The organism is Micromonospora sp. NPDC049529, from assembly GCF_055586685.1.
Map to the genome: position 1 here is coordinate 78,578 of NZ_JBVJHT010000020.1, position 22,456 is coordinate 101,033.

At 72.5% G+C, this 22,456-nt stretch carries 18 protein-coding genes; 13 read left to right on the forward strand and 5 right to left on the reverse strand.

Going from position 1 to position 22,456, the window contains the following annotated elements:
• Positions 1-75 precede the first annotated feature (75 nt).
• Positions 76-1,083 (reverse strand): TerC family protein, encoded by a 1,008-nt coding sequence (locus ACZ6QQ_RS29600; protein WP_465880732.1) that lies wholly within the window; start codon positions 1,081-1,083, stop codon positions 76-78.
• Between the two features lie 183 nt (positions 1,084-1,266).
• Between ACZ6QQ_RS29600 and ACZ6QQ_RS29605 the strand changes: the two genes are divergently transcribed.
• Complete coding sequence (locus ACZ6QQ_RS29605; protein WP_465880733.1) at positions 1,267-1,923, forward strand: response regulator transcription factor; 657 nt, start codon at positions 1,267-1,269, stop codon at positions 1,921-1,923.
• A 12-nt stretch (positions 1,924-1,935) separates the two neighbouring features.
• Positions 1,936-3,318, forward strand: a complete 1,383-nt coding sequence (locus tag ACZ6QQ_RS29610) for a sensor histidine kinase (RefSeq protein ID WP_465880734.1) — start codon at positions 1,936-1,938, stop codon at positions 3,316-3,318.
• A 7-nt stretch (positions 3,319-3,325) separates the two neighbouring features.
• Here the strand turns inward: ACZ6QQ_RS29610 and ACZ6QQ_RS29615 are convergent, their stop codons facing one another.
• The 3 genes from ACZ6QQ_RS29615 to ACZ6QQ_RS29625 all read right to left on the reverse strand — a co-directional run bounded on the left by ACZ6QQ_RS29615 (position 3,326) and on the right by ACZ6QQ_RS29625 (position 5,613).
• Positions 3,326-4,282, reverse strand: coding sequence for a TAXI family TRAP transporter solute-binding subunit (locus tag ACZ6QQ_RS29615; protein WP_465880796.1), 957 nt, complete (start codon positions 4,280-4,282; stop codon positions 3,326-3,328).
• 105 nt (positions 4,283-4,387) lie between these two features.
• The gene (locus ACZ6QQ_RS29620) at positions 4,388-5,071 is read right to left on the reverse strand and encodes a hypothetical protein (protein ID WP_465880735.1); all 684 of its coding nucleotides are present in this window, start codon (positions 5,069-5,071) and stop codon (positions 4,388-4,390) included.
• A gap of 197 nt (positions 5,072-5,268) precedes the next feature.
• The gene (locus ACZ6QQ_RS29625) at positions 5,269-5,613 is read right to left on the reverse strand and encodes a histone-like nucleoid-structuring protein Lsr2 (protein ID WP_465880797.1); all 345 of its coding nucleotides are present in this window, start codon (positions 5,611-5,613) and stop codon (positions 5,269-5,271) included.
• Between the two features lie 369 nt (positions 5,614-5,982).
• Between ACZ6QQ_RS29625 and ACZ6QQ_RS29630 the strand changes: the two genes are divergently transcribed.
• The 7 genes from ACZ6QQ_RS29630 to ACZ6QQ_RS29660 all read left to right on the forward strand — a co-directional run bounded on the left by ACZ6QQ_RS29630 (position 5,983) and on the right by ACZ6QQ_RS29660 (position 17,040).
• Positions 5,983-7,368, forward strand: coding sequence for a diaminobutyrate--2-oxoglutarate transaminase family protein (locus ACZ6QQ_RS29630; protein WP_465880736.1), 1,386 nt, complete (start codon positions 5,983-5,985; stop codon positions 7,366-7,368).
• Positions 7,365-8,969: a pyridoxal phosphate-dependent decarboxylase family protein gene (locus tag ACZ6QQ_RS29635; protein WP_465880737.1), complete on the forward strand. Its 1,605-nt coding sequence runs from the start codon at positions 7,365-7,367 to the stop codon at positions 8,967-8,969. Before ACZ6QQ_RS29630 ends, ACZ6QQ_RS29635 begins: the two co-directional genes overlap by 4 nt.
• Positions 8,966-10,345: a lysine N(6)-hydroxylase/L-ornithine N(5)-oxygenase family protein gene (locus tag ACZ6QQ_RS29640; protein WP_465880738.1), complete on the forward strand. Its 1,380-nt coding sequence runs from the start codon at positions 8,966-8,968 to the stop codon at positions 10,343-10,345. The genes ACZ6QQ_RS29635 and ACZ6QQ_RS29640 overlap by 4 nt, the downstream gene beginning before the upstream one ends.
• Positions 10,346-10,391: 46 nt before the next feature.
• Positions 10,392-12,194, forward strand: a complete 1,803-nt coding sequence (locus ACZ6QQ_RS29645; protein ID WP_465880740.1) for an IucA/IucC family protein — start codon at positions 10,392-10,394, stop codon at positions 12,192-12,194.
• A 1-nt stretch (position 12,195) separates the two neighbouring features.
• Positions 12,196-14,025 carry an IucA/IucC family protein gene (locus ACZ6QQ_RS29650; RefSeq protein ID WP_465880741.1) on the forward strand — a complete coding sequence of 610 codons (1,830 nt, stop codon included), beginning with the start codon at positions 12,196-12,198 and terminating at the stop codon, positions 14,023-14,025.
• Entirely contained in the window at positions 14,022-15,410 is a 1,389-nt protein-coding gene (locus ACZ6QQ_RS29655) for a glutamine synthetase family protein (protein ID WP_465880743.1), read from the forward strand. Before ACZ6QQ_RS29650 ends, ACZ6QQ_RS29655 begins: the two co-directional genes overlap by 4 nt.
• A gap of 217 nt (positions 15,411-15,627) precedes the next feature.
• On the forward strand, positions 15,628-17,040 hold the full coding sequence (locus ACZ6QQ_RS29660; RefSeq protein WP_465880745.1) for a xylulokinase: 1,413 nt from the start codon (positions 15,628-15,630) through the stop codon (positions 17,038-17,040).
• A gap of 70 nt (positions 17,041-17,110) precedes the next feature.
• Here ACZ6QQ_RS29660 and ACZ6QQ_RS29665 read toward each other — a convergent pair whose 3' ends face one another.
• Positions 17,111-18,385, reverse strand: a complete 1,275-nt coding sequence (locus ACZ6QQ_RS29665) for an alanine racemase (protein WP_465880747.1) — start codon at positions 18,383-18,385, stop codon at positions 17,111-17,113.
• A gap of 92 nt (positions 18,386-18,477) precedes the next feature.
• Between ACZ6QQ_RS29665 and ACZ6QQ_RS29670 the strand changes: the two genes are divergently transcribed.
• Genes ACZ6QQ_RS29670 through ACZ6QQ_RS29685 form a run of 4 tightly spaced genes read left to right on the forward strand, consistent with a single transcriptional unit; the run spans position 18,478 to position 22,445 of the window.
• A complete protein-coding gene (locus tag ACZ6QQ_RS29670; RefSeq protein ID WP_465880749.1) occupies positions 18,478-19,494 on the forward strand; it encodes a FecCD family ABC transporter permease in 1,017 nt (338 codons plus the stop codon).
• Entirely contained in the window at positions 19,491-20,561 is a 1,071-nt protein-coding gene (locus ACZ6QQ_RS29675) for an iron chelate uptake ABC transporter family permease subunit (RefSeq protein ID WP_465880751.1), read from the forward strand. The genes ACZ6QQ_RS29670 and ACZ6QQ_RS29675 overlap by 4 nt, the downstream gene beginning before the upstream one ends.
• A gap of 37 nt (positions 20,562-20,598) precedes the next feature.
• Positions 20,599-21,435 carry an ABC transporter ATP-binding protein gene (locus tag ACZ6QQ_RS29680; protein WP_465880753.1) on the forward strand — a complete coding sequence of 279 codons (837 nt, stop codon included), beginning with the start codon at positions 20,599-20,601 and terminating at the stop codon, positions 21,433-21,435.
• Positions 21,436-21,455: 20 nt separating this feature from the next.
• Positions 21,456-22,445 carry an ABC transporter substrate-binding protein gene (locus ACZ6QQ_RS29685; protein ID WP_465880754.1) on the forward strand — a complete coding sequence of 330 codons (990 nt, stop codon included), beginning with the start codon at positions 21,456-21,458 and terminating at the stop codon, positions 22,443-22,445.
• The last annotated feature ends 11 nt before the right edge of the window (positions 22,446-22,456 follow it).

Sequence of the window (22,456 nt, forward strand, 5' to 3'; positions counted from 1 at the left end):
TGCTGCCAGCGTTTCTCCGCGCCGGCTGCCGGCCCAGCCATGTGATCTTCCTCTATGCAGGTCCGGGTCGCCGGCTCAGTGCCGCCCGTCCCGCTTGGTGGGCGGGGCCGGTCGGGGCCCGTGCCGGCTGGTCAGCAGGCTCCAGACGATCGACGCGGCGATGGTCAGCACGATCACGGCGAGGGTCAGCCAGATGGGTAGTTTGCCGACCGGGGTCTCGGCCAGGACGAGCTTCACCCCGGCGAAGGCGAGCAGCACGGCCAGGCCGTAGTGCAGGCGGCTGAACCGGCGCAGCAGGCCGGCGAGGCAGAAGTAGAGCGCCCGCAGGCCGAGAATGGCGAACGCGTTCGCCGACCAGAGAACGAACGTGTCGGTGGTGATGGCCAGGATCGCCGCGATCGAGTCGACCGCGAAGATCAGATCGCTCGCCTCGATCGCGACCAGCACCACGAAAAGCAGCGTGACCCGGCGCCGACCGTTGTGCCGGGTCACGAACCGGCTTCCGTGGTAACGCGCGTCGGTCGGCAGGATCCGGCGAACGAGGCGGACCACCGGATTCCGTTCGGGCTGGATCTTCCGGTCGTGTCTGAACGCCATCTGGTAACCGGTGTAGACGAGGAACGCACCGAATACGTACGCGGTCCAGAAGAACGTACGGAGCAGTTCCGCACCGGCGAAGATGAACGCCAACCGGAAGCCGAGTGCGCCGACGACTCCCCAGAACAGGACTTTGTGCTGGAAGGCGGCGGGTACGGCGAAATATGTGAAGATCAGCGCGAAGACGAACACGTTGTCGATCGAGAGCGTTTTCTCTATCAGGTAGCTGGCGAAGTACGCGGTGCCCGACCGGCCCCCCTGCCACCACCACAGCAGTACGCCGAACGCCAGCCCCGCGCCGATCCACAGACCGCTCCAGATCGCCGCCTCGCGCAGCCCGACCACGTGGTTGTCCCGGTGCAGCAGCAGGTCGACCGCGAGCATCGTCGCGATGACGAGCGCCAGTACCGGCCAGGCCCAGCCCGGAACGGCGGCGGTCACCGGGGCCGCCGCGTCGCCGTCACCGGCCACACTTACCCCGCCCATGCGGGTTTATCGGTCACGAGACCCGTAAACGCTCCGGACGCTCGCCCGCGGCGACGCGCGGCGACGCGCGGCGCGCAAAGGGCGATCGCTCGCCCGACGGGCGGGTGAACGCGTGGCGACCGGGGGTGAACCTTCGGCGGGCGGCCCGGCACAATAGCGGGCAGTCGGCGTGGGGGAGGGCGTGTGCGCATCCTGTTGGTCGAGGACGACAGCCGGGTAGCGGCGGCGATGGCCTCCGCGCTGACCCGTCGCGGGTTCGACATCGAACAGGCGGCCACCGCGGCGGCGGCACTGGCGGCGGCCCCGTGCGACCTGGTCCTGCTCGACCTCACCCTGCCCGACGGCGACGGGGTGGAGGTGTGCCGGACACTGCGCCAGCGCAGCCCGCAGCTCGGCATCATCGCGGTCACCGCCCGGGGCGAGGAGCGCGACCGGGTGCTCGGGCTGCGCGTCGGTGCCGACGACTACGTGGTCAAGCCGTTCTCGATGGCGGAACTGCACGCCCGGATCGAGGCGGTGCTGCGCCGGGGCGCGTTCGCCGCGGCACCGCGTACGGTGATCGAGGCCGGTCGGATCCGGATCGACGTCACCGCCCGCTCGGCCGAGATCGACGGGGTCGCGGTGGCCCTCACCCGCAAGGAGTTCGACATCCTGATGTCGCTGGCCCGCCAGCCCGGACTGGTGGTGCCGCGCGACCGGATCCTGCTCGACGTGTGGCAGACCACCTGGACCGGGCGGCACACGGTGGAGGTGCACGTCGGATCGCTGCGCGCCAAGCTCGGTGACCCCGGCCTGGTGGAGACCGTCCGGGGCGTGGGCTACCGGCTCCGGGCCGAGTAGCCGGGAGCCGACGTGCGTCGCCGTCTGATCTTCAGCTACCTGCTGTTGATGGTCCTGGTGCTGGTCGCGCTGGAGATCCCGCTCGCCTTCACCCTGGCCACCGCCGAGACGGACCGGGTACGGGCCGACCGGCTCGCCGACGCGACCCGGTTCTCGTCCCTGTCCGGGCCTGCGCTGCGCGGTGGGGCGACCGGCGGAGTGAGCGCCGAACTGGACCGCTACGCGGAGCTGTACGGCCTGCACGCGGCCCTGGTCGACCGGGACCGTACGGTTGTCATCCGTACCCCTCGGTACCGCCCCGACACCGAACTCGTGGAGTCCGCCACCCGGGCGTCACTGGCCGGACAGCAGTCCGCCGCACCGGGCCTGGTCTGGCCCTGGGGCGACGAGCCGCTGGTCGTCTCGGTGCCGGTGAGCGAGAGCGGCGAGGTGCTCGGCACGGTGATCATCTCGTCGCCGACGTCCCGGATCGGCCGTACCACGCTCACCTGGTGGCTGGCGCTGGCCGTGATCGGGGCGCTCGCCCTGCTCGCCTGCGTCCTGATCGCCTTCCGGCTGGCCGGCTGGGTGCTGCGGCCGGTCACCGTCCTCGACGCGGTGACCCACGAGATCGCCGCCGGGGACCGGGCCGCCCGCGCGCCGCACCGGGTCGGGCCACCGGAGCTGCGCCGGCTGGCGGCGAGCTTCAACGACATGGCCGACGCGCTCTCCGACGCGATGGAACGGCAGCGGGCGTTCGTCGCGCACGCCAGTCACCAGCTGCGCAACCCGCTCACCGCGCTGCGGCTGCGGGTGGAGGAGCTCGGTCCGAGCGTCACCGACGAGGTCGGCCGGACCGAGCACGCGCTCGCCCTGGAGGAGAGCGACCGGCTGGCCCAGGTGCTCGACGGCCTGCTCACCCTGGCCCGCGCGGAGCGGGGCGCGGACAAGATGGTGGTCGTCGACGCGGCCGCGGTGGCGGTGTCGCGGGTGACGGCCTGGCAGCCGCTGGCCCGCCGCCGGTCCATCGAACTCAGCGTCAACACCCCGAGCACCCCGGCGTACGCGAGCGCCGCGCCGACCGCCCTGGACCAGTGCCTGGACGCGTTGATCGACAACGCGGTGAAGTTCACCGACGACGGCGGCCGGGTCGACGTGTCGGTGTATAAGCTCGACGGCGGGGTGGCGATCCACGTCCGCGACACCGGCCGGGGCATGACCTCGGCCCAGCTCAAGCACGCCACCGAACGGTTCTGGCGGGCCGCCGACGCGCAGAACATCTCCGGCGCGGGGCTCGGCCTGACCATCGTCGCGGTGCTGGTGGACGTCTCCGGCGGGCGGCTCACCATGCGGCAGGCGATCCCGCGTGGGCTGGACGCGGCGCTGTGGTTCCGTACCCCCGACGAACCGGCGTGACCGCCGGTCAGGGTTTGCTGGAGCGGTAGTACTCGGCGGCGCCCGGGTGCAGGGGCAGCGGCGCGGTGGCGATCGCCGACTGGATGCTCATCCGCCCGGCCGCCGGATGCGCCCGGCCCAGCTCGATCCGCCGCTCCATCAACAGCCGGGTCAGCTCGTACACCAAGTGTTTCGGTAGGTCGGCCGAGACGACGAGGTAGTTGGGGTCCGCGACGGTGGTGACCGGTTCCAGGCCGTACACCGAGGTGGGGATGTCCCGGCTGACGTAGACCTGGCTGTAGTCCTGGCGCAGCGGCTCGGTCCACTCGCCCAGGTCGATGATCCGGGCGGGCGTACGCCGGACGAACTCGGCCACCGCCTGGACCGGCAGCCCGCCGGAGAAGATGAAACCGTCGATCTCACCGCTGCTCAGCGCGGCGACCGACGCGTCCAGCCCGAGTCGCCGGGTGTCCACCGAGCCCGGCGTCAGTCCGGCGACGCTCAGCAGCCGGTTGGCGGTGATCTCCGTGCCCGAGCCGGGCGCGCCCACCGAGACGATGCGCCCGCGCAGGTCCGCCAACCGGCGGATGGGTCGGTCGGCCCGGACCACCAAGTGCAGCAGGTCGTCGTAGAGCCGGGCCACCCCGAGTACGGCGGAGGAGTCGCCGACCGTGGCGGGCAGGGTGTCGGCCTGGGTGAAGCCGAGTTCGGCGCCGCCCCGGGAGACCAGGTCGACGTTCTCCGCCGACGCGGCGGTGATCACCACGCTCGCTCGTACGCCCGGTATCTCCCGGTTGATGATGGTGACCAGGGACTGGCCGAAGGCGTGGTAGACGGCGGTCGGGCTGCCGGTGGCGATCCGGATCCGTACCGGCTCGGTGGCCGTGTCGACGCAGCCGGCGACGAGCACCGTCAGTACGGCGGCGCAGATCGCGAAGGCGGCCCGCCGGGCCGAGCGTGGTAACCCGTCCGGGGGCGGCGGGATGAGGGGCACGGGTCGAACTCTCCGGCGGAAGTAGGGGTCGCCGCGGCAAGTCTGGCCCACCCGGTTCGGTCGTGCATACCGACCGAACGGTCAACCCCCTCGGCCCTACACGGCGAGGTCGAACTGCTCGTCCGAGCGGAGCGCGCCCAACAGCCGCTGGGTGTCCGGGCCGACATCCACACTGATCAGGAAGCAGCCGGAGCGGCGGCGCAGGGCGGCACGGGCGTCGAGCAGTTGGGCGCCCCGGATCAGCATCGCGGCCAGGTCGTGGTCGGCGACCCGTACGCCGAGGATGTTCTTGTGCAGGTGGCGCCCGGCGGCGGTGAGCACCGAGCGCCAGACGGCCCCGGCCAGCCGGGGACGCCACAGTTGGCGCGCGCTCGATCCGCCGCTGGCGGTCGGGTCGAGGATCGCGGCCCGGCCCTGGCTCCAGGCCGCCGTGATCAGCGCCCCGTAACCGGCCCGCTCGCTCTGCGGCAGGTAGAGCCGGTGGAGTTGGTAGCGGCGGCGCAGCCCGGCGACGGTCGCCTCCCTGGTCACCGGCAGATTCAGCCGGCCGAGCAGGTACGCCATCCGGTGCGCGGCGAGTTGCTGGTTGAACTCGGCCACCAGCACCCCGTGCGGGCCGGGCGAGCCGGCCGGGCGGGCGTCCGGGGTGGCGCCGATGGGGGTGCAGCGGACCAGCGCGGCGACCTCGAGCGCCTCGACCAGGTCGGGCCAGTCCAGCCACGGCGGGTTCGTGTTCTCGCGAGTCGCGGTTGTCGCTCTGAGCTGGGTTATCGTCGCCATCGACTCGCTCCCCTCGGGATCCGGCACGGTTTCCACCAGCCTGGATCGGCCCGGTCGCCACGGGAAGGCCCACGGCGGGAGTCTTGAGCGAATCTTGCGCCTCGGTGCGGCGCCGCCGACGAGGGTCGGGGACGCGGCCGGTGTCCGGCTCCGTCCCCGACCGCCGTCGGGTGCGATTCAATCAGCCCGGTGAGGGCTCAATGGCTCTGGTACGCCCGGACCACCTCGGCCGGTATCCGGCCCCGTTCGGAAACGTCGTATCCGTTTTTGACGGCCCATTCGCGGATCGCCCTGTTCTGGTCCCGGTCGGTGCGGGTCGTGCCCCTGGCGCCGCGCCGGGCGGGGCCCCGGCCCTCGGCGGTGCTGCGTCCCATTCGGCTGCCGGCGGCGATGAAGCCGTCCAAGGCCTTGCGCAACTTGCCCGCGTTCTTTTCGGACAGATCAATGGTGTAGTTCACCCCGTCCAGACCGAACTCCACGGTGCGGTCGGCCTTGCCGCCGTCCAGGTCGTCGGTGAGTAGGGTGATTGTCTGCTTGGCCATGTCGGCGCCCCTTGGGCAATTGATAGGTGCGTAGATTGTGACCCACAAAGTTTCGCTCATCGTCGAACACTTTGCAACGTATTCACCATTAATCTCGTCGCGTCGGCGCATTTCCGTCGAGCCGGGGTCGGGTCCGTTGCCGACACGCGGGCGAGAGAATCGCGCCGGGCGGCGACGTGCCAGGATGGGCGCATGATCGTCTGTGGACGGACCGAGCGGAGTCTCGGCGGCTCCGGTTCGGGGGACGCCGGTGACCGAGGGCTGGGCGTTTCTTGGCGACTTTTCGGACATTAACCGAAAAGCTGCCGGTCCAAGGTGCCTGAGTGGCCAGGGATGTGGTAGTTAGGTGAGGCTAACCTTGGAGGCTTCGTGGTCGTCTCGCAACTGCCGTCATCCGTGCCCGCCGCCCAGGCCGTCGCCGGTGTGCTGGCACGCCAACAGGATCGCGAGTCCGCGGCCCGCACCTACGCGCGCACACTACCGATCGTGCCGGTCAGCGCCGACGGAATGGTGGTCCGGGGCGCGGACGGCCGACACTACCTCGACTGCCTCTCCGGCGCCGGCACCCTCGCACTCGGTCACAACCACCCGGTGGTCGTCGACGCGATCCGCCGGCTGCTCGACTCCGGTGCGCCGTTGCACGTACTGGACCTCGGCACCTTCGAGAAGGACGAGTTCACCACCACGTTGCTGGACACGATGCCCGGTGGACCCGACGGCTGGCGGCTGCACTTCTGCGGACCGGCCGGCACCGACGCCGTCGAGGCCGCACTGAAGCTCACCCAGACCGCGACCGGGCGCTCCGGCGTACTCGCCTTCACCGGCGGCTACCACGGCATGACCGCCGCCGCGCTGGCGGTCAGCGCCAACGTCGAGGTCAAGGCGCCACTGCCGCGCGCCGCCGTCGAGGTCACCCGACTGCCCTTCCCGTACGACTACCGGTGCCCGTTCGGTCTCGGCGGTGACCTCGCCGCCGACCTCGCCGCCCGGTACGCCGAGACGATGCTCACCGACCCGCACTCCGGTGTGGTGCCACCCGCCGCGATGATCCTCGAACCGATCCAGGGCGAGGGCGGCACCGTGCCCGCCCCGGACAACTGGCTGCGCGAGATGCGTCGGCTCACCGCCGCCCACCGGATCCCGCTGATCGTCGACGAGGTGCAGACCGGGGTCGGCCGCACCGGGGCGTTCTGGGCGGTCGAACACGCCGGTGTGGTGCCGGACGTCCTGGTCATGTCGAAGGCGATCGGCGGCAGCCTGCCGTTGGCCGTGATCGCCTACCGCGCCGAACTGGACACCTGGCGGCCGGGCGCGCACACCGGCACCTTCCGTGGCAACCAACTCGCCATGGTCGCCGGCTCGGCGACCATCCACCACGTCCGCGAGTCCGGGCTGGTGGAGCGGGCCGGTCGGGTCGGCGACCGGATGCTGCGCGAACTGCGGCTGTTGCAGGCGCAGCAACCCGCCATCGGCGACGTACGCGGACGGGGCCTGATGATCGGCCTGGAGATCGTCGAGCCGGACGCCGGGACGAACAACCTCGGTGCCCGTCCGGCCGCTCCGGACCTCGCCCGCCGAATCCGCGCCGAATGCCTCGACCGGGGGCTGATCGTCGAACTCGGCGGGCGGCACGACGCCGTACTCCGGCTCCTGCCGCCCCTGATCATCACCGACGCGCAGGTCGACGCGGTCCTCGCCCGGCTGGCCGACGCCGTCCGGGCCGCCCGGCTCGACCACCCGGGACCCCGCCCGTGAGCGACGACCCGCAGGACATGTCGGCCGATCCGCTGGACACCGCGCTGGCCGGTGGCGCCGACGGCCCCGCCGCCCTGCGCCCCCTGGTCGAGGTCGCGCTGGCCGCGCTCGGGCACGGGGCGCGGCGACGCGGCGGACCACTTCCCGCCGGAGCACCGGCGCGGGTGGCCCGCGCCGTCGCCGCCGCGACCGATGGGCAACTCCTGCCCGAGCGGGGCACCGGTGCGGCAACCGCACTGACCACTCTCGCCACCGAACTCGCCGCCGGCACCGCCGACCCCGCCGACCCGCACTGTGCCGGCCACCTGCACTGCCCGCCGCTGGCGGTGGCGGTCGCCGCCGAACTGGTCGCCGCCGCGCTGAACCCGTCACTGGACTCCTGGGACCAGGGACCGTCCGCGACCGAACTCGAACCGCTGGTCATCGCCACCCTGTCCGGACTGGTCGGATACCCCGCCGACGGCTCGGCCGGCGTCGTCACCACCGGCGGCACCGAGTCCAACCTGATGGGACTCCTGCTCGCCCGCGACGCGGCCGTGCTCGCCGCCACCGGCTCGACCGCCGCCACCGTCGGCCTGGGCGCGGTCGGTTCCCGGGTGCGCTACTTCTGCAGCGAGGTCGCCCACTTCTCGATCCGGCGCAACGCCGCCCTGCTCGGGCTCGGCGAGGAGGCCGTGGTCCCGGTGCCCGTCGACCGGACCTACCGGATGGACCCGGTGGCGCTGGCCGACCGGCTGGCCGCCACCGTACGCGCCGGTGGGCTACCGGCGGCGGTGGTGGCGACCGCCGGCACCACCGACTTCGGCAGCATCGACCCGCTACCGGCGCTCGCCGAAACCGCCGCCCGGTACCGGACCTGGCTGCACGTCGACGCCGCGTACGGTGGCGGAGCGCTCTTCTCCGACCGGCTCGCCAGCCTGCTCGACGGCCTGCACCGGGCCGACTCGGTCGCCCTCGACCTGCACAAGCTCGGCTGGCAACCGGTCGCCGCCGGAGTGTTCCTCACCCGCGACGCCGCCGCGATGGCACCGCTGTCCCGCCGGGTGGCCTACCTCAACCCGGCCGACGACGAGGCGGCCGGCTACCCGAGCCTGCTCGGACACTCGTTGCGCACCACCCGGCGGCTGGACGCGTTCAAGCTCGCGGTCACCTTCCGAGCCCTCGGTCGGCGCGGGATGGGTGCCCTGGTCGACGCCTGTCACGACCTGGCCCGGCACGCGGCGGCCCGGATCGCCGCCGACCCGCACCTCGAACTGGCCGCCGAACCGGTGCTCAGCACCGTGGTGTTCCGCTACCGCGCGGGCGCGCGCGGCAACCGGGTCAACGCCGCGCTGCGCCGACGCCTGCTCGCCGACGGCTCGGCGGTGGTCGGCCGCACCGAGGTCGGCGACGCGGTCTGGCTCAAGCTCACCCTGCTCAACCCCCATGCCACCGCCGCCGACGTGGACGCGTTGCTGGACCTGGTGGTCCGGGCCGGTGCCGCCGAGCGGCAGTCCGCCGCACAGCAGCAGACTGGTGCCCGGCGAGCCGGCGCGGCAGCACCGGACGCCGTCGCCCCGAGGGCGAGGACCAGCCACACCCCGGAGGAAGCCAGCCGATGAACACCGACGCCGTACCGACCGTCTCCGACACCGATCCGGGCGACACCGGATACGACCTGGTCGGGATCGGCCTGGGACCGTTCAACCTGGGACTCGCCGCGCTGGCCGAACCGATCGCCGGTCTGCGTACGCTCTTCCTCGACGCCCGCCCCGACTTCGCCTGGCACCCCGGCCTGCTGCTGGAGGGTGCCCGGTTGCAGGTGCCGTTCCTCGCCGACCTGGTCTCCCTGGTCGACCCGACCAGCCGCTGGTCGTTCCTGTCCTACCTGCGCGAACACGACCGGCTGTTCCCGTTCTACTTCGCCGAGCGGTTCCACGTCCCGCGTCGCGAGTACGACCACTACTGCCGCTGGGTCGCCGAATCGCTGCCCTCCTGCCGGTTCGGCGCACGGGTCGACGGGCTGAGCTGGTCCGCGCCGACCCGCCGGTTCCTGATCGAACTGACCGATCCGGACACCGGTGCCACCAGCCGGATCACCGCCCGGCACGTGGTGCTCGGCGTCGGCACCGAAGCGGTCGTCCCCGAATCCCTGGCCCACCTGGTCGGCGAGCACATCTTCCACGCCGAGCACTACCTCGACCGGCTGCCGGACCTGGTCGGCGCCCGCGACGTCACCGTGGTCGGATCCGGCCAGTCCGGTGCCGAGGTCTTCCTCGACCTGCTGCGCCGGGCACCCGAACACGGCTGGCGGCTGCGCTGGCTCACCCGGTCGCCGGGCTTCGCCCCGATGGAGTACTCCAAACTCGGGCTGGAGCACTTCACCCCGGACTACACCGCGTACTTCCGGGAACTGCCGGAGTCCACCCGGGACCGGCTGGTGCCCGAGCAGTGGCAGCTCTACAAGGCGATCAGCGCCGAGACCATCGACGAGATCCACACCCTGCTGTACGAGCGTTCCGTCGGCGGCAACCGGCCCGAGGTCGGGCTGACCGCGAGCGTGGCGGTGGACTCGGCCCGCGTCACCGACGACGGCTACCTGCTCTCCTGCCGGGAGACCCGCCAGGAACGCCTCTTCACCGTGCGTACGGACCGGGTGGTGCTCGCCACCGGCTACCGGGCCCGCCGGCCGGCGCTGCTCGAACCCCTGGCCGACCTGGTGCGCTGGGACGGGCAGGGGCGCTACCGGGTGGACGCCGACTACCGGGTCGCGCTCGCCCCGACGGTCACCGGTTCCCTGTTCGTGCAGAACGCCGAACTGCACACCCACGGGGTCGGCACACCCGACCTGGGGCTCGGCGCCTGGCGCAGCGCCACCATCCTGAACGCCGTCACCGGCGGCAAGGCGTACCGGCTGCCGGCGCGGACCGCGTACACCGGGTTCGGCGTACCCGAGGACGCCGTCGCGCAGGACCTGCCCGACGCGCTGGCGCACTGACCCCGTCCGCCGCGTCCACCCCGCTCACCCTCCACGAAGGAGCGCCGTGCCCGGCACCGCACCACCGCCGCACCTCGTCCCGGCACACTGGACCGCCGCCGGCCGGACGCTGCTGGCCCGCACGATCGCCGAAATGGCGTACGAGGAAATGGTCACCCCGCGCCCGGACGGCCCGGCGGAGAGCTGGCGGCTCGACCTGCCGGACGGGGTGAGCTACGCGTTCCAGGCCCGCCGGGGCGCGTTCGGGGCCTGGCGGATCCGGCCGGAGACCCTGCTGCGCCGCTGCGGTGACCACGAGTCGGCCGCGACCGACCCGACCCGGTTCGTGGTGGACGCCGCCGGTGTGCTCGGCCTGTCCCGGTCGGTCCTGGCCGACCTGGTCCGCGACCTCACCGCCACCCACGCCGCCGACGCCCGGCTGCACGCCCGAGCGATTCCGGCCACCGACCTCGCCGACCTGTCCCACGAGGACCTGGAGGCGCACCAGACCGGCCACCCGTGCATGTTCCTCAACAAGGGCCGGCTCGGGTTCTCCGCCGCCGACACCGACCGGTACACCCCGGAGGCGGCCGGCGACTTCCGGCTGGTCTGGCTCGCGGTCGCGCCCGACCTGGCCCGGTTCACCGCCGTGCCCGGCCTGGACCGGGAGACACTGCTCGCCGGGGAACTCGACCCGGCCACCCGCGCCGGGTTCGCCGACCGGGTACGCGACCGGGGCGCCGACCCGGACACCTACGTCTGGCTGCCGGTGCACCCGTTCCAGTGGGACGAGGTGGTCCTGCCGCTGTTCGCCGGGCAGATCGCCGACGGCAGCGTCATCCACCTCGGTGAGAGCGTCGACCGGTACCGCCCGTTGCAGTCGATCCGTACCCTGACCAACCTCGACCGACCCGACCGGCGCAACGTCAAGGTGCCGCTGATGATCCGCAACACGCTGGTCTGGCGCGGTCTGTCCGAGGCGCAGACCACCTGCGCGCCCCGGCTCACCACCTGGTTGCAGGACCTGCGCGACGGCGACGGTTTCCTGCGCGACGAGTGCCGGGTGGCGATGCTCGGCGAGGTCGCCTCGGTGACCGTGCCGCACCCGACCTTCCGCGACCTGCCGGACGCCCCGTACAAGTACCAGGAGCTGCTGGGCGCGATCTGGCGGGAGCCGGTGCACGGCTACCTGGAGCCGGGGGAGCGGGCCCGGACCATGGCGACCCTGCTGCTGGAGGGCGGCGACGGGCGCGCGGTGGTGAGCGAACTGGTCGACCGGTCCGGCCTGGGCGCGCGGGAGTGGCTGCGGGCGTACCTGGGGGCGCTGCTGCCGCCGCTGCTGCACTACCTCCACCGGTACGGCGCCTCGTTCACCCCGCACGGCGAGAACGTGGTGCTGGTCAGCGACGCGACCGAACGGCCGAGCCGGATCGCGCTGAAGGACTTCGGCGCCGACGTCGAACTGCTCCCGTTCGACCTGCCCGAATACGCCGACATCCCGGCCGAGGCCCGGAACCTGCTGCACCGCTGGCCCGCCACCGACCTGGCGCACTCGATCCTGTCCGCGATCTGCGCCGGGCACTTCCGTTTCTTCACCGACATCGTCGAGCGGCACCTGGGCGTACCGGAGCGCGAATTCTGGTCCCTGGTACGCGAACCGATCGACGCCTACCACCGGCGCTTCCCCGAACTCGCCGACCGGTTCGCCTGGTTCGACCTGCTCGGGCCCGAGTTCGGGCGGGTGGCGCTCAACCGGGAGCAACTGCTCGGTGGCGGCTTCCACGACCGGTCCGAACGCGACGCCGAGTTCGACGTCATGTACGGCACCCTCGCCAACCCCCTGCACCGCGCCGGAGTGGACGGAGACTGAGATGGACCTGCTCGTCCCACCCGGCCTGGCCCCCGAGATCTGGCAGCGGGTGAACGCCGCCCTCGCCGCCAAGATGATCGCCGAACTCGCCTTCGAGCAGGCGCTCACCCCGGCCCCGCTCGGCGACGGGCGCTACCGGGTGCCCGTGCTGCCCGACGTCGGGTACGAATTCCGGGGCCGACCGGTGTCGATGGACTCCTGGCGGATCGAGCCGGACTCGGTACGCCGGGTCCCGGCCCTCGGCGCAACGAACGGCGTCGCCGACGCAGGCTTCGCACCGGCGGACCCGTACCGGCTGCTGCTCGACCTGCACGAGGCGTGGGCGCTGGATCCGGCGGTCACCGCGTTGACCGTGAGCGAGCTGAGCGCCACCCTCGCCGCCGACTCGTGGCTGCTGAGCACCGGCCTGCCGGCCGCCGACCTGGCCGAGCTGCCCCACCTCGAACTGGAGGGGCACCAGACCGGGCATCCGTGGATCTTCGCGAACAAGGGTCGGATCGGCTTCTCGGCCGTCGACCGGTCCCGCCACGCACCGGAGTCCCGCCACGCCCTGCCCCTGCACTGGATGGCCGTGCACCGGGACCTGGCCAGCTTCCACGGCGTACCGGGGCTGGACGAGGCGGCGCTGCGCAAACGGGAACTGGACGAACACACCCGCCAGCGCTTCACCGAACTGCTCACCGCGCAGCGGCTCGACCCGGCCGCGTACGTCTGGCTGCCGGTGCACGAGTGGCAGTGGGACGAGGTGGTGGTGCCGCTGTTCGCCGCCGAACTGGCCCGGCGGCACATCGTGCCACTGGGCGCGGCACCGGACTCGTACCGGGCGCAGCAGTCGATCCGTACGTTCGGCAACGTCTCCCGGCCGGACCGGTTCGACGTGAAGCTGCCGCTGTCCATCCTCAACACCATGGTCTACCGGGGCATCCCGACCGAGTTGGTGCACGCCGCCCCGCACAGCACCGCGTGGATCCACCACATCCGGGACACCGATGCGTTCCTGCGCGACGAGTGCCGGGTGATCCTGCCCGGCGAGGTCGCCGCCGTGGCGGTCCGGCACCCGGTCTTCGAGGCGCTGCCGGCGGCACCGTACCGCTACCGGCAACTGCTCGGGGTGATCTGGCGGGAGCCGGTCGCCGCCGCGCTCGATCCGGGCGAGCGGGCTCGTACGCTGGCCGCGCTGCTGCACGTCGACCCGGCCGGCCGGGCGTTCGTCGCGGAACTGGTCGACCGGTCCGGGCTGGCACCGACCCGCTGGCTGGCGGCGCTCTTCGCCGCCGTGCTGCCGCCGCTGCTGCACCTGCTCTACCGGTACGGCATCGGCTTCAACCCGCACGGCGAGAACGCGATCGTCGTCTACGACGGGTCGGACGTGCCGGTCCGGCTGGTGGTGAAGGACTTCGTCGACGACATGAAACTGCTCGACGAGGACCTGCCCGAGTACGCCGACCTGCCGGCGCAGGCGTTGGGCGTACTGATGCGGTTCGGGGCCGAGGAACTGACCGGTTCGATCGCCAAGTCGTTGCTGATGTGCCACTTCCGCTACCTCGCCCCGCTCTGCGCGGAGCAGCTCGGCGTGCCGGAGGACGAGTTCTGGCGGCTGGCCAGGGCGGAGATCCTGGCGTACCAGGCCCGGTTCCCGGAGCTGGCCGAGCGGTTCGCCCGGTTCGACCTGTTGGCGCCCGAGTTCGCCCGGGTCTGCCTGAACCGGGAACGCCTGCTGCCCGGCGGCTACCACGACCGGGCCGAACGGGACGCCTCCTTCCACCTCGACGCCGCCCCGGTCGCGAACCCGCTGCACCTGCCCCCGACCGCCCCGGAGCCAGCCCGATGAACACGCCGCTGCCGCCACTTCCGTTCCCGATGCCGGTCGACCGGTTGCGGGCCGAGGTGGCCGCCGGCCGGATCGACAACGTCATCGTCGCCGTCCCCGACCTCCAGGGTCGGTTGCAGGGCAGTCGGATCGACGCGGAACACTTCTGTGAGCGGGTGCTCGCCGACGGCTTCGCCGCCTGCGTATACCTGCTCGCCGCCGACGTGGAGATGAACACCGGACCGGGTTACGCCGTCGACCCGTGGGCCGCCGGCTTCGGCGACGTCACCCTCACCCCGGACATCCGTACCCTGCGCGAACTGCCGTGGGACCAGGGAACCGCACTGGTGCTCGCCGACGCGTACCGGCCCGACGGTGGGCCGATCGGATTCGCGCCCCGGCAGGTGCTGCGGACCCAACTCGACCGGCTCGCGCAACGGGGGCTGGTCGCGTACGCCGGCACCGAACTGGAGTTCATCCTGTTCCGGGAGAGCTTCCAGGAGGCGTACGACCGGGACTACCGGGGTCTGCGTACCGCCACCCGGCACAACGTGGACTACTCGCTCGCCGGGGTGACCGAGATCGACCCGGTGGTCCGCCGGATCCGGCGCGAGATGACCCGCGCCGGACTCAGGCTGGAGTCCGCCCGCGGCGAGGTCCACCCCGGCCAGTACGAGATCGTCTTCCGGTACGCCGACGCGCTCACCACCTGCGACAACCACGCCCTCTACAAGACCGGGGTACGGCAGATCGTCACCCAGGAGGGTCTGGCCGTCACCTTCATGGCCAAGTACGACGAGGGCGAGGGCAACTCCTGCCACGTGCACCTGTCACTGCGCCACGTCGACGGCACCCCGGTCTTCGCCGGTGACGGCAGCGGTGACCGGGTGGGCATGTCACCGCTGATGGCACACTTCGTCGCCGGCCAACTCGCCGCGCTGCGCGAACTGACCCTGCTCATGGCACCGAACGTCAACTCGTACAAGCGGTTGGCGCCGGGCGCGTTCGCCCCGACCGCGCTCGCCTGGGGCCGGGACAACCGCACCTGCCCGATCCGGGTCGTCGGTACGGGCGACTCGCTGCGGATCGAGCACCGGGTGGCCGGCGGCGACGCGAACCCGTACACGGTGGTAGCCGCGATCATCGCCGCCGGCCTGCACGGCATCGACCGGGAGCTACCCCTGCGGCCCGCACACGCGGGCAACGCCTTCACCGCCCCCGACCTGCCCCGCCTCCCGCAGTCCCTCGCCGAGGCGGTCCACCTGTGGGAGAACAGCCCCCTCGCCCACGACACCTTCGGCTCCGATGTCGTCACCCACTACGCCGCCGCCGCACAGGCCGAACTCTCGGAGTACGCCCGCGCCGTCACCGACTGGGAACGCCACCGGGGCTTCGAACGCCTCTGATCCGTTGGGTCCTCCGGGCCCGTCAACGGCCCGGCTCGGTCTTGACAACGCCCCGCCACGGGTCAAATAATTCAGCCATTAAACAAATTCACTCATCGCCTGGCGTCGATGGACTGCGGGTCCGTCCGGCTCAACCGGTTCGCCGTCGACCACCTGCTCCGCTTCCGCTGACCAGCCGCGCCAGCTGACCCCCACCCGCCAAGTCCCGGGAGGACCGGTGCCGCTCGTCGCCGGGGTCGACTCGTCGACCCAGTCGTGCAAGGTCGTCATCCGCGACGCCGAGACCGGAGAACTGGTGCGCGAGGGTCGCGCACCGCACCCGGTCGGCACCGCCGTGCCGCCGGCCGCGTGGGAGGCCGCCCTGTCCGACGCGGTCGCACAGGCCGGCGGGCTGGACGACGTCGTGGCGGCCTCGGTCGCCGGGCAGCAGCAGGGCATGGTGTGCCTGGACGCCGACGGCGCGGTGGTCCGGGACGCCGTGCTGTGGAACGACACCCGCTCGGCCGGCGCCGCCGCCGACCTGATCTTGGATCTCGGTGGTGGCGAGACCGGACAGCGGGCCTGGGCGGAGGCGGTCGGCCTGGTGCCGGTGGCCAGCTTCACCGTCACCAAGCTGCGCTGGCTGGCCTCGGCCGAGCCGGACAACGCCGCCCGCACGGCAGCGGTGTGCCTTCCGCACGACTGGCTGACCTGGCGACTGGCCGGCGCACCGGGGCTGGACGCGCTGCGCACCGACCGCAGCGAGGCCAGCGGGACCGGGTACTGGTCGGCCGCGACCGGTGAATACCGTCGAGACCTGGTCCGGTTGGCGTTCGGTCGCGATGACGTGCTGCTGCCGCAGGTGCTCGGGCCGACCGGTCGGGCCGGGCAGCTGCGCACCGGTGCGCTGCTGGGCCCCGGCGCCGGTGACTGTGCCGGGGCGGCGTTGGGTGTCGGCGCCGAGCCGGGCGACGTGATCGTGTCGATCGGCACCTCCGGCATAGTGTCCACCGTTTCCGATGTGCCGGCCGCGGATCCGAGCGGGATCGTGGCCGGGTTCGCCGACGCCACCGGCCGCTTCCTGCCGGTGGTGTGCACGCTCAACGCCGCCCGGGTGCTGGACGCGGCCGCGACCATGCTTCGGGTGGGCCACGCGGACCTGTCCGCGCTGGCGCTGTCCGCCCCGCCGGGCGCCGACGGGCTGGTCCTGGTGCCGTACCTGGAGGGCGAGCGCACACCGAACCGCCCGCGCGCCACCGGCGCGGTACACGGCCTCACCCTGCGGACCTCGACCCCGGCGCACCTGGCCCGCGCGGCGGTGGAGGGCATGCTGTGCGCACTCGCCGACGGGCTGGACGCGATGATCGCCCGGGGTACGACGGTCAACCGGGTCATCCTGGTCGGCGGCGGCGCCCGTTCGGAGGCGGTGCGCCGGATCGCACCCATGGTCTTCGGCTGCCCCGTGCTCGTCCCACCACTGGGGGAGTACGTCGCGGACGGCGCCGCCCGCCAGGCAGCCTGGATGGTGTCGGGCGAACAGAGGCCCCCCTCGTGGACAGTCGGGCAGACCGAGGTCTACGAGCCGGACCCCGCCCCCACGATCCGCGACCAGTACACCACAGCCCGCGCAAACACCCCCGACCGCGTCTGACCGCCTCCAAGCGCGTTGACCATGAAGTTGGCGACGGAAATCGGGCCGGAGAAGTGCGCCAACCTCATGATCAACGAGAGGGGTGGGGCGGGTCGGGGGGGCAGGGGTGGAGCAGGGTTCTGGTGGCTGGGGGGTGGGAGAGGAAGGCGGGCATGGCGAACTCCCAGCCGTAGGAGCCGGCCATCGGGAAGACGACCAGGTCGCCGACGCGTACCGAGTCGACCGTGACGTCGCGGGCGAGGGTGTCCTCGGTGGTGCAGAGCTCGCCGACGACGGTGACCGGGTGACTGCGTAGCTCGGGGCGGGGGTACGGGTGCGGCCAGTCATTCACCGGCAGGACCGCGAACCGGTGCGTAATGTCCCACGATGTCGGCAACTGGAAGTGGTTGATGCCGCCGCGCAGCACCACGAACCAGGTGCCGTACGCCTGTTTCACGTCGACCACCTCGGCGGCGTACCAGCCGGCGTCGGTGACCAGGTAGCGCCCCGGCTCGAAGAGCACCCGGCAGTCCGGCGGCGGGGTGAGGTCGGCGAGCCGTACCCCGAACTCCTTCACGTCGAACGGTTCCTCGCCGCCGAACGGCACCCCGAGTCCACCGCCGACGTCGACGATCCGCAGGTCTATTCCGTGCGCGGCGGCGGTACGCCGGCTCCACTTCAGGCACCAGGCCACGTAGGCGGCGTGCGCGACCGGGTCGAGGTTGTTGCCCACCACGTGTACGTGGAAGCCGACCACCCGCAGCCGGGGCAGGCTCGCGGCCAGCCGCAACACGTCGGGCACCCCGGCCTCGGGGATGCCGAACTGGGTGGCCGCCCCGCCCATGGTCAGCGCCCCGGTGACCGCCACGGTGGCCGGGTTGACCCGCAGTGCCACGTCGACCCGACGGTCCAGTCGGTCGGCCACCGCCTGGAGGCGGTGCAGTTCGAGCGCACTCTCCACGTTGACCACGTCGACGTCGAGATCGACGAGCCGGTGCAGCAGCCGCTCGGTCTTGGCCGGACCGGCGGCGACCATCAGCCGCCCGCCGTCGTCCGACTCCGGGTGTACGTGTCGGGCCAGTGTCGCCTCGGCGGCGGAGGCCACCTCGAACCCGTCGACGTACGGGGCGAGCGCGTGCACGAGCGGGGGATAGGAGTTGGCCTTCACCGCGTAGCAGACCCTGGCCCAGTCCGGCAGTGCGCCGCGCAACTCGGTGGCCCGTCTGACCGCCACCGCCGGGTCGTACAGGTAACCGCTGACCGGGTCGGCCGCGCGGGCGCCGGACAGCAGGTGGTCGCGGACGACCGGGGGCAGGTCCGCCTCGGTGAGCGCCGGTCGTCCGGCGGCGGAGGGGGGCAGGTCCACAGGGATTCCCTTTGACTTAGGCAAGCCTCACTTTATACGCTGCCCCGGTCCGGTAGACAGCCAGGTCAACGCCCTCGAAAGGCGGTCGACTCGTGCCCCCAGCCAGCCGCTCCGGGCACCGGTCCCGGCCGCGATGGCTGCTCGCCGGGCTGGCGGTGCTCCTGCTGGCGATCGGACTCAGCTTCTTCGTCGGCGCCCGCCCGATCAATCCCGTGGCCACGGTGGACGCGCTGCGTCACTTCGACGGGTCGAGCGACCACATCGTCATCCGGCAGATCCGGCTGCCCCGTACCCTGCTCGGGATCGCGGTCGGCGCGGCCCTGGCCGTCGCCGGCTGCCTGATGCAGGGCCTGACCCGCAACCCGCTCGCCTCACCGGACGTGCTGGGCATCGGTGCCGGCGCCGCCCTCGCCGTGGTCCTCTCCATCTACCTGGTCGGCATCGAAAGCCCGTACGGCTACGTCTGGTTCGCCGTCGGCGGCGCCGGACTCTCCGCGCTCGTGGTGTACCTGCTCGCCGGAGCCGGCACCGGCACACCCACCCCGGTACGCCTGGCGCTGTCCGGAGCGGTGCTCGCCACCGCCGCGGTCTCCTGGATGAGCACCGTCATGGCGCTGGACAGGCGCACTCTGGACGAGGCGCGGTTCTGGATCGCCGGCTCGCTCGCCGGCCGCCCGGTCGGGGTGCTCGCCGCCGTACTGCCGTTCCTGATCGTCGGCGGGATCCTCGCGGTGCTGCTGATCCGGCCACTGGACGCCCTCGCCATCGGCGACGACGCGGCGGCGGCGCTCGGCTTCGACCCGGTCCGCTACCGCCTGCTCGGCGCGGTCGCGGTCACCCTGCTGGCCGGCGGCGCGGTCGCGGCTGCCGGGCCACTGGCGTTCATCGGACTGGCCGCGCCGCACCTGGCCCGCCAGATCGTCGGTCCGGACCACCGGTTGCTCCTGCCGGCCTGCACGATCATCGGGCCGACGTTGCTGCTGCTGGCCGACGTGATCGGTCGGATCGTGCTGATCCCGCTGGAGTTGGAGGTCGGCATCGTCACCGCCTTCCTCGGCGCGCCGGTGCTCATCCTGCTCGCCCGGCGGGCCCGGATGGTGCTCACGTGACCACCGGCCGGCGGCCCCGTACCAGCCGATCACTCGGGCGACCCGACGTCAGCGGTGTCGGGCGGGCCGGGCGGACCCGTACCCGCCCGGTGGTGCCCGTCATCGTCGCCGTCCTGGTCGCGACCGCGCTGCTCGGCGTCTGGGCGCTCACCCTCGGCGACTACCCGATCGGCCTGGTCGGTGCCGCCCGCGCGGTGGTGGGCGACGGGCCGCGCGCCGACCTGCTGGTGGTGCAGACCTGGCGGCTGCCCCGGGTGGTCGGCGCGCTGCTGGCCGGGGCGGCCTTCGCCGGTGCCGGTGCACTGCTGCAATTGCTCCTGCGCAACCCGCTCGCCTCACCGGACGTCATCGGCGTCAACATGGGTGCCACCGTGGTGGCGGTGACCTTCATCGTGGTCGGGGTGCCCGGCCCGTGGACGACCGGCGGTGCGGTACTCGGTGCGTTCGCGGCGGCGCTGCTGCTGACCGTACTGGCCTGGCGGCGTGGCATCGGCACCGAACGGCTGGTGTTGATCGGCATCGGCCTGCACACCGCGCTGTACGCGGCGAAGACCTTCCTCGTCGTACGTTTCCCGGACGACCTGGTGCAGTCAGCCGTGCTCTGGACCGTCGGCACCCTCTACAACCGGACCTGGACCGAGGTCACCGTCGCGGCGGTGGCGATGGCGCTGCTGGTGCCGGCCGCGCTGCTCCTGCTCCGGCTGCTCGGCGTACTCGATCTCGGTGACGACCTGGCGGTCGGGCTCGGGCTGCGGGTGCGGCTGACCCGGCTGGCCACCCTCGCGGTCGCGGTGGCGCTGGCCGCCGTCGGGGTCGGTCTCGCCGGACCGTTGCCCTTCGTCGCGTTGGCCGTGCCGTTCCTGGCCCGCCTGATCGCCGGCCCGCTCACCCCGGCCACCCTGCTGCTCGCGCTCACCATGGGGGCGGCACTGCTGCTCGCGGCGGATGTCCTCGCCCAGCACGCGTTGCCGACCGCGCTGCCCGCCGGGGTGGTCACCGCGTCGGTGGGGGCACCCCTGTTCTTCTGGCTGCTCTGGCGGCACCACCGCCGGGAGAGCCGGTCATGACCGGGCCGCCCCGACCCGGCCGGAGTGAGGAGGCGCCGTGACCGAGCTTGAGGCGAGGGCGGTGACGCTGGCGTACGACGGTCGGGTGGTGATCGACGGCCTGGACGTGACCGTGCCGCCCGGCGGCTTCACCGTCGTGGTCGGGCCGAACGCCTGCGGCAAGTCGACCCTGCTGCGGGGTCTGGCCCGGCTGCTGCGACCCCGGGGCGGCGCGGTGCTGATCGACGGTGCCGACATCGCCCGGTTGCCGACCCGCCGGGTGGCCCGGCGACTCGGGCTGCTGCCGCAGGCACCGTCGGTGCCGGCCGGGTTGACCGTCTCGGCGCTGGTGGCCCGTGGCCGGTTCCCGCACCAGGGGCTGTTGCGCGGTTGGACCGTGGCCGACCAGGCGGCCGTCGACAGTGCCCTGGACCGTGCCGGGGTCGCCGAGCTGCGGGACCGGCCGGTCGACGAGCTCTCCGGTGGCCAACGACAGCGGGCCTGGGTGGCCCTCACCCTGGCCCAGGACACCCCGTTGTTGCTGCTCGACGAGCCCACCACCTACCTCGACCTGCGCCACCAACTCGACCTGCTCGACCTGCTCTCCGGTCTGGTCCACGAGGGACGGACCGTGGTGGCCGTGCTGCACGACCTCAACCAGGCCGCCCGGTACGCCAGCCACCTGCTGGTCATGAAGGCCGGTGCGCTGGTCGCCGCCGGGGCGCCGGGCGAGGTGCTCACCGCCGAACTGGTGGCCGAGGTGTTCGACCTGCCGTGTGCGGTGATTCCCGACCCGATCACCGGCACCCCACTGGTGGTGCCGCACGACCGCCGCCCGCGTCCACCCGCACCCGGGACCGCCAACCCGTCCCTGACACCGGTCGACCTTCCGTGACGTACGACGAAAGGACCACGATGCGTTCTCCGTACTCTCCGCGCCGATTCGCCGCCGCCCTGGTGCTCGCCTCGGTTGTCGGTCTCGCCGCCGCCGGCTGCGGCGGTGACGACTCGACGCCGCAGACCACGCCGGGCGACGCCGCCGCCGGTTTCCCCCGTACGGTGCAGCACGCGATGGGCGCGACGACCATCGAGGCGAAACCGGCGAAGGTTGTCGTGCTGGACACCGCCGAGGCGGGTGCGGCCCTGCTGGTCGGGGTGAAGCCGGTTGCCGCCGTCTCGGTGGACCCGGTGAACGGGACCTACCCGGCGCACCTGCGTACCGAACTCGACGGTGTGCCGGACGTCGGCCCGCTGGACGAGCCGAACATCGACCGGATCCTGGCCCTCGGGCCGGACCTGATCATCTCCTCGAAGGTACGCCACGAGAAGATCTACGACCGGCTGAGCCAGATCGCGCCGACCGTCTTCTCCGAGTCACCGGGTGCCGCCTGGCAGGACAACATCACCCTGTTCGCCCGAGCCATGGGGCGGGACCGGGAGGCGCAGGCGGCGTTGACCGGCTACCGCGACCGGGCCAGGGCGCTGGGTGAGGGGATCAGGGCGAAGAACGGCGGCACGATGCCGACCTTCTCGATCGTCCGGTTCGTCGACGGGCCGACCCGGCTCTACCAGCCGGCGAGCTTCAGCGGGGTGGTCCTCGCCGACGCCGGCCTGGCCCGGCCCGCCTCGCAGCAGAGCAGCACCGAGCTGATCGCCGAGATCGGACCGGAGCTGATCGACCGGGCCGACGCCGACTTCGTCTTCGTCGCCACCTACGGCGACCCGGAGAAGACCCAGCAGAAGGCGTTCCTGGCCAGTCCGCTGTGGAACCAGCTCACCGCGGTCAGGAACAACCGCACCACCCAGGTCAGCGACGACACCTGGATGACCGGCATCGGGGTGCAGGGGGCGCACCTGATCCTCGACGACGTGGCCAGGGCGACCGGGGTGGACGCGCCCCGCTAGACCCGGCCGGC

Coding starts and splice junctions, on each gene's coding strand:
- ACZ6QQ_RS29685 (WP_465880754.1), top strand. CDS start 21,456: ATGCGTTCTCCGTACTCTCCGCGCCGATTCGCCGCCGCCCTGGTGCTC.
- ACZ6QQ_RS29620 (WP_465880735.1), bottom strand. CDS start 5,071: ATGGCGACGATAACCCAGCTCAGAGCGACAACCGCGACTCGCGAGAAC.
- ACZ6QQ_RS29640 (WP_465880738.1), top strand. CDS start 8,966: ATGAACACCGACGCCGTACCGACCGTCTCCGACACCGATCCGGGCGAC.
- ACZ6QQ_RS29650 (WP_465880741.1), top strand. CDS start 12,196: ATGGACCTGCTCGTCCCACCCGGCCTGGCCCCCGAGATCTGGCAGCGG.
- ACZ6QQ_RS29655 (WP_465880743.1), top strand. CDS start 14,022: ATGAACACGCCGCTGCCGCCACTTCCGTTCCCGATGCCGGTCGACCGG.
- ACZ6QQ_RS29625 (WP_465880797.1), bottom strand. CDS start 5,613: ATGGCCAAGCAGACAATCACCCTACTCACCGACGACCTGGACGGCGGC.
- ACZ6QQ_RS29600 (WP_465880732.1), bottom strand. CDS start 1,083: ATGGGCGGGGTAAGTGTGGCCGGTGACGGCGACGCGGCGGCCCCGGTG.